6 protein-coding genes are annotated in these 6270 nt (G+C 58.8%); all 6 read left to right on the forward strand.

The genetic code is table 11. From position 1 onward, the window contains the following. The 6 genes from ACOTXD_RS01745 to gcvH all read left to right on the forward strand — a co-directional run bounded on the left by ACOTXD_RS01745 (nt 1) and on the right by gcvH (nt 6219). Nucleotides 1-579 carry a YecA family protein gene (locus ACOTXD_RS01745; RefSeq protein ID WP_421766361.1) on the forward strand — a complete coding sequence of 193 codons (579 nt, stop codon included), beginning with the start codon at nt 1-3 and terminating at the stop codon, nt 577-579. 31 nt (nt 580-610) lie between these two features. Then, nucleotides 611-1924 carry a Xaa-Pro aminopeptidase gene (gene pepP / locus ACOTXD_RS01750; protein ID WP_086527952.1) on the forward strand — a complete coding sequence of 438 codons (1314 nt, stop codon included), beginning with the start codon at nt 611-613 and terminating at the stop codon, nt 1922-1924. Further along, complete coding sequence (gene ubiH / locus ACOTXD_RS01755) at nt 1921-3099, forward strand: 2-octaprenyl-6-methoxyphenyl hydroxylase (RefSeq protein ID WP_003860103.1); 1179 nt, start codon at nt 1921-1923, stop codon at nt 3097-3099. The genes pepP and ubiH overlap by 4 nt, the downstream gene beginning before the upstream one ends. A gap of 12 nt (nt 3100-3111) precedes the next feature. Then, on the forward strand, nt 3112-4314 hold the full coding sequence (ubiI, locus tag ACOTXD_RS01760) for an FAD-dependent 2-octaprenylphenol hydroxylase (RefSeq protein WP_022651816.1): 1203 nt from the start codon (nt 3112-3114) through the stop codon (nt 4312-4314). Between the two features lie 397 nt (nt 4315-4711). Beyond that, complete coding sequence (gene gcvT, locus ACOTXD_RS01765) at nt 4712-5806, forward strand: glycine cleavage system aminomethyltransferase GcvT (RefSeq protein ID WP_003860107.1); 1095 nt, start codon at nt 4712-4714, stop codon at nt 5804-5806. A 23-nt stretch (nt 5807-5829) separates the two neighbouring features. Beyond that, a complete protein-coding gene (gene gcvH, locus ACOTXD_RS01770; RefSeq protein ID WP_006811885.1) occupies nt 5830-6219 on the forward strand; it encodes a glycine cleavage system protein GcvH in 390 nt (129 codons plus the stop codon). The last annotated feature ends 51 nt before the right edge of the window (nt 6220-6270 follow it).

The raw sequence follows: 6270 nt of genomic DNA on the forward strand, positions 1-6270 counted from the left end.
ATGTCTATACAGAACGAAATGCCTGGTTACAAGGATTTAAACCAGTTACTGAACCAGCAGGGAGTCGGTCTGACCCCTGCCGAAATGCACGGTCTGATCAGCGGCATACTGTGCGGCGGACACAGCGACAGCTCATGGCAGCCGCTGATCCACGACCTCACCAACGAAGGGCTGGCGTTTGGCCACGAACTGGCGGAAGCGCTGCGTAAAATGCACGCCGCAACCAGCGATTCCCTGGAAGACGATGGCTTTCTTTTTCAGCTTTATCTGCCTGAAGGCGACGATGTCAGCGTCTTCGATCGCGCCGATGCGCTCGCGGGTTGGGTAAACCACTATCTTCTTGGCCTGGGCGTAACCCAGCCTAAACTGGATAAAGTGACCGGCGAAGCGGGTGAAGCGATCGACGATCTGCGTAATATCGCCCAGCTCGGCTACGATGAAGACGAAGACCAGGAAGAGCTGGAAATGTCTCTCGAAGAGATTATCGAGTACGTGCGCGTGGCGTCTCTGCTGTGCCACGACAACTTTACGCGCTCGCAGCCGACCGCGCCGGAAGTTCGCAAGCCAACATTACACTAAGAAAAATAACGCACAGGAGGGTGTCATGGTTATCTCCAGTCAAGAGTATTCTCGCCGTCGTCAGGCGCTGCTGGCAAAAATGCAGCCGGGAAGCGCTGCCCTGATTTTCGCCGCGCCGGAAGTGACGCGCAGCGCCGACAGCGAATACCCCTATCGCCAGAGTAGTGATTTCTGGTACTTCACCGGGTTTAACGAGCCGGAAGCGGTACTGGTGCTGATTAAAAGCAATGACACCCACAACCACAGCGTGATTTTTAACCGCGTGCGCGATCTGACCGCGGAAATCTGGTTTGGCCGCCGCTTAGGGCAGGAGGCGGCGCCGGAAAAACTGGGCGTGGACCGTGCGCTGGCCTACAGCGAAATCAACCAGCAGCTTTACCAACTGCTGAACGGCCTGGACGTGCTCTATCACGCGCAGGGCGAATACGCGTATGCGGATGACATTGTCTTCACCGCGCTGGATAAGCTGCGTAAAGGCTCACGTCAGAATTTGTCTGCACCCGCCACCCTGACGGACTGGCGACCGATGGTGCATGAGATGCGCCTGTTTAAGTCTGAAGAAGAGCTGAATGTGATGCGCCGCGCGGGCGAAATCAGCGCCCTGGCGCATACCCGCGCCATGGAAAAGTGCCGTCCCGGTATGTTCGAGTACCAGCTTGAAGGCGAAATTCACCATGAATTTAACCGTCACGGCGCGCGCTTCCCGTCCTATAACACCATCGTAGGCGGCGGTGAAAACGGCTGCATTCTGCACTACACCGAAAACGAAAGTGAACTGCGCGACGGCGATCTGGTGCTGATTGACGCGGGCTGTGAATATCAGGGTTACGCGGGCGACATCACCCGTACCTTCCCGGTGAACGGTAAATTCACCACCGCGCAGCGTGAAATCTATGACATCGTGCTTGAGTCTCTGGAGACCGCGCTGACGCTGTTCCGCCCTGGCACCTCCATCCAGGAGGTTACGGGCGAGGTGGTGCGCATCATGATTACCGGGCTGGTGAAGCTCGGCATTTTGAAAGGCGATGTGGACACCCTTATAACCGAAAACGCCCATCGTCCGTACTTTATGCACGGCCTGAGCCACTGGCTGGGGCTGGATGTGCATGACGTCGGGGCATACGGTCCGGAACGTTCGCGCGTGCTGGAGCCAGGCATGGTGCTGACCGTTGAGCCTGGGCTGTACATCGCGCCGGATGCCGACGTGCCAGAACAGTACCGCGGGATCGGCATTCGCATTGAAGATGACATCGTCATCACCGAAACCGGTAACGAAAACCTGACCGCGACCGTGGTGAAAAAAGCCGACGACATCGAGGCGCTGATGGCGGCGGCACGCGTATGAGCGTGATCATCGTTGGCGGAGGCATGACCGGCGCTACTCTGGCGCTGGCCATTTCGCAGTTAACCAAAGGCCAGCTTCCGGTGCATCTTGTTGAGGCGGTTGCGCCGCAGGCGGCCGATCATCCCGGCTTCGATGCCCGCGCCATCGCGCTGGCCCAGGGAACCTGCCAGCAGCTTGCGCGCATTGGCATCTGGCAGGCGATAGCGGACTGCGCGACGGCCATCGGCACCGTTCACGTCAGCGATCGCGGCCACGCCGGGTTTGTGACGCTGGATGCCCACGATTACCGAATTGAGGCACTGGGGCAGGTCGTCGAGCTGCATGACGTGGGGCTGCGGCTGTTCCGTCTGTTACAGGATGCCCCTGGCGTTACGCTGCACTGTCCGGCGCGCGTCGCCAGCTTCAGCCGCCGTGACGAGGCCGTCAGCGTGACGCTGGACAACGGCACCACGCTGGAGGGGCAACTGCTGGTGGCGGCAGATGGTTCACGCTCCGCGATCGCCACGCAATGCGGCGTAGAATGGCGCTCTGAACCCTATGGACAGGCGGCGGTCATCGCTAATGTCTCTACGGCTGGCGCGCATAACGGCAGGGCATTTGAGCGCTTCACGGAGCACGGCCCGCTGGCCATGCTGCCGATGTCGAACGGGCGCTGCTCGCTGGTATGGTGCCATGCGCAGGATCGGGCCGATGAGGTTCTCTCCTGGTCCGACGAACGTTTTTGTTCCGAGCTGCAAAAGGCCTTCGGCTGGCGGCTTGGGCGCATCACCCACGCCGGAAAACGCGTGGCCTATCCGCTTGCGCTGACGACCGCATCGCAGACTGTCTCCCATCGCGTCGCCCTGGTCGGCAACGCCGCGCAGACGCTACACCCCATCGCCGGGCAAGGCTTCAACCTTGGCCTCCGTGACGTGATGAGCCTGGCCGAGCTCCTGGCCCGGACGTGGAGCGAACAACAGGATTGTGGCGCATACTCAGTGCTGAGCCATTACCAGAAACGACGCCAGGCGGACAAAGCGGCGACCATTGGCGTCACCGACGGTTTAGTCCACCTGTTTGCCAATCGCTGGGCACCGCTGGTTGCGGGTCGCAACCTTGGGCTTATGGCGATGGAACTGTTCATTCCGGCACGTGACGTGCTGGCGCAGCGGACCCTGGGTTGGGTCGCGCGTTAAGGAGTATTGACCGTGCAAAATGTTGATGTCGCCATTGTGGGCGGCGGAATGGTAGGACTGGCGCTGGCTTGTGGTTTACAGGGCAGCGGCCTGCGCGTGGCCGTGCTTGAGCAAAAAGCGCCGCAGCCTGTGGCGCAGGATGCACCGCCAGAGCTTCGCGTCTCGGCGATCAATGCCGCCAGCGAAAAGCTACTGACGCACCTTGGCGTCTGGTCTGAAATCGTGGCGCTCCGTGCCAGTTGCTATCACGGGATGGAAGTGTGGGACAAAGACAGCTTTGGCCGTATCGCGTTTGACGATGAAAGCATGGGTTACAGCCACCTTGGACATATCGTTGAAAACGCGGTGATCCACCACGCGCTGTGGCAGAAAGCGCAGCAGTGCAGCGACGTCACGCTGATCGCACCGGCGAAACTTCATCAGGTGGCGTGGGGCGAAAACGACGCGTTTATCACTCTTGAAAGTGGCGATATGTTGACTGCGCGTCTGGTAGTGGGTGCCGACGGCGCCAATTCCTGGCTCCGTAACAAAGCGGATATTCCGCTGACCTTCTGGGATTACCGTCATCACGCGTTGGTGGCCACAATCCGCACCGAAGAGCCGCACGGCGGCGTGGCGCGCCAGATTTTCCATAATGACGGCATTCTGGCCTTCCTGCCGCTTGCCGATCCGCATCTCTGCTCCATCGTCTGGTCCTTAGAGCCGGAGAAAGCGCAGCAGATGCAGGAGACGACGCCGGATGCCTTCAGTCAGGCGCTATGCGTGGCGTTTGATAACCGTCTGGGCCTGTGCGGGCTTGAAAGCGAACGCCAGACGTTTCCGTTAACCGGTCGCTACGCGCGTCAGTTTGCCGCGCACCGTCTGGCGCTGGTGGGGGATGCGGCGCATACCATTCATCCGCTGGCCGGGCAGGGAGTGAACCTCGGCTTTATGGACGCGGCTGAGCTGGTTGAAGAGCTGCGTCGCCTGCATCGGGAAGGCAAAGATATTGGTCAGCATCTGTATCTGCGTCGCTACGAGCGCAGCCGCAAACACAGTGCGGCGATGATGCTGGCGGGTATGCAGGGCTTCCGCGAGCTGTTTGCCGGAGCGAACCCGGCGAAAAAACTGCTGCGCGATATTGGCCTCAAACTGGCCGACACCCTTCCCGGCGTAAAACCGCAGCTTCTTCGTCAGGCAATGGGCCTCAACGATCTTCCCGACTGGTTACGTTAATCTCGATCCCCGTCACACTTTATTTTCCCGGCCTGCGCGCCGGGGAAATTTCCTCGTTTGAAATAATCTAATTTCACGTCATTTTTCGCATTAGAAAATCTAATCTTACTATTTTTATGTTACGGAAATTCGGCCCATTTTTCCGCATGAAATATCAGCATCTGCTAAATCCTGTTAGATCATTGTTAATTTTATGCGGGTTTAATCGCATTTTCCCAGTGAATAACTCTGTAGGCTTTTCAGCGATTTTTGGTCATAAGCTAATGTGATGACCCGTTTTACCTTATGGTTAACCGCCGGTTTCGGTGGTAAGTTCAGGTAAAAGAGAACGTTTGCGTCGGCCCCCGATCGCGAGGCCGACACCGGGTTTCACGGTGAATTTTTCAACGAGGAAAAGATGGCTCAACAGACTCCTTTGTACGAACAGCACGTGTTATGCGGTGCCCGCATGGTGGACTTCCACGGCTGGATGATGCCGCTGCACTACGGCTCGCAGATTGATGAGCACCACGCGGTGCGCACCGATGCCGGTATGTTCGACGTGTCTCATATGACGATTGTCGACCTGCGCGGTAGCCGCACCCGGGAGTTTTTGCGTTATCTGCTGGCAAACGACGTCGCCAAACTGAAGACACCGGGCAAAGCGCTCTATACCGGTATGCTCAATGCCTCTGGCGGCGTGATTGACGACCTCATCGTCTACTACTTCACCGAAGATTTCTTCCGCCTCGTTGTAAACTCCGCCACCCGCGAAAAAGACCTCTCCTGGATTTCCCAACACGCTGAACCTTACGCCATTGACATCACTGTCCGTGACGATCTGTCGCTGATTGCCGTACAGGGGCCAAACGCCCAGGCGAAAGCCGCGTCTCTGTTCAGCGACGAGCAGCGCAAAGCCACCGAAGGCATGAAGCCATTCTTCGGCGTGCAGGCGGGGGATCTGTTTATCGCCACCACCGGCTACACCGGTGAAGCGGGCTATGAAATTGCCATGCCAAACGAGAAGGCCGCTGATTTCTGGCGTGCGCTGGTGGAGGCAGGTGTGAAGCCTGCGGGCCTGGGCGCGCGCGATACGCTGCGTCTGGAAGCGGGGATGAACCTCTACGGTCAGGAGATGGACGAAGGCGTCTCTCCGCTGGCCGCCAACATGGGCTGGACCATCGCATGGGAACCGGCTGACCGTGATTTTATTGGTCGTGAAGCGCTGGAGATGCAGCGCGAGAAGGGCACTGAACAGCTGGTAGGCCTGGTGATGAAAGAAAAAGGCGTGCTGCGCGGCGAGCTGCCGGTGCGCTTCACCGATGCCGATGGCAATCATCGCGAAGGCGTGATCACCAGCGGAACGTTCTCCCCGACGCTCGGCTACAGTATTGCCCTGGCACGCGTGCCGGCGGGGATTGGCGAAACGGCGGTGGTGCAGATCCGCAACCGCGAAATGCCGGTCAACGTGACCAAACCGATTTTTGTTCGCGCCGGTAAGCCGGTCGCCTAACTATTTTTATCAGGAGAACTTCAATGAGCAATGTGCCAGCAGAACTGAAATACAGCAAAGAACACGAGTGGCTGCGCAAAGAGGCGGACGGCACTTACACCGTTGGGATCACCGAGCACGCGCAGGAGCTGCTGGGCGACATGGTGTTTGTTGACCTGCCGGAAGTGGGCGCAACCGTGAGCGCAGGCGATGACTGTGCGGTGGCGGAATCCGTTAAAGCGGCCTCTGACATCTACGCCCCGGTAAGCGGTGAAATTGTTGCCGTGAACGACGCGCTCAGCGACTCCCCGGAGCTGGTGAACAGCGAACCGTATGAAGGCGGCTGGATCTTCAAGATCAAAGCCAGCGACGAAGCGCAGGTTGCCGCGCTGCTGGATGCGACCGCGTACGAAGCACTACTGGAAGACGAATAAGCCATTTCCCTCTCCCCTTTGGGGAGAGGGTAGGGTGAGGGGACCAGACGA

This window comes from Enterobacter cloacae complex sp. CDL013 (genome assembly GCF_049238805.1).
In the GTDB taxonomy this organism is placed as follows: domain Bacteria; phylum Pseudomonadota; class Gammaproteobacteria; order Enterobacterales; family Enterobacteriaceae; genus Enterobacter; species Enterobacter hormaechei_C.

Bases quoted from the DNA above. Each gene is read 5' to 3' on its own strand.
- gcvT (WP_003860107.1), top strand. From the start codon at position 4,712: ATGGCTCAACAGACTCCTTTGTACGAACAGCACGTGTTATGCGGTGCC.
- ubiH (WP_003860103.1), top strand. From the start codon at position 1,921: ATGAGCGTGATCATCGTTGGCGGAGGCATGACCGGCGCTACTCTGGCG.
- ACOTXD_RS01745 (WP_421766361.1), top strand. From the start codon at position 1: ATGTCTATACAGAACGAAATGCCTGGTTACAAGGATTTAAACCAGTTA.
- gcvH (WP_006811885.1), top strand. From the start codon at position 5,830: ATGAGCAATGTGCCAGCAGAACTGAAATACAGCAAAGAACACGAGTGG.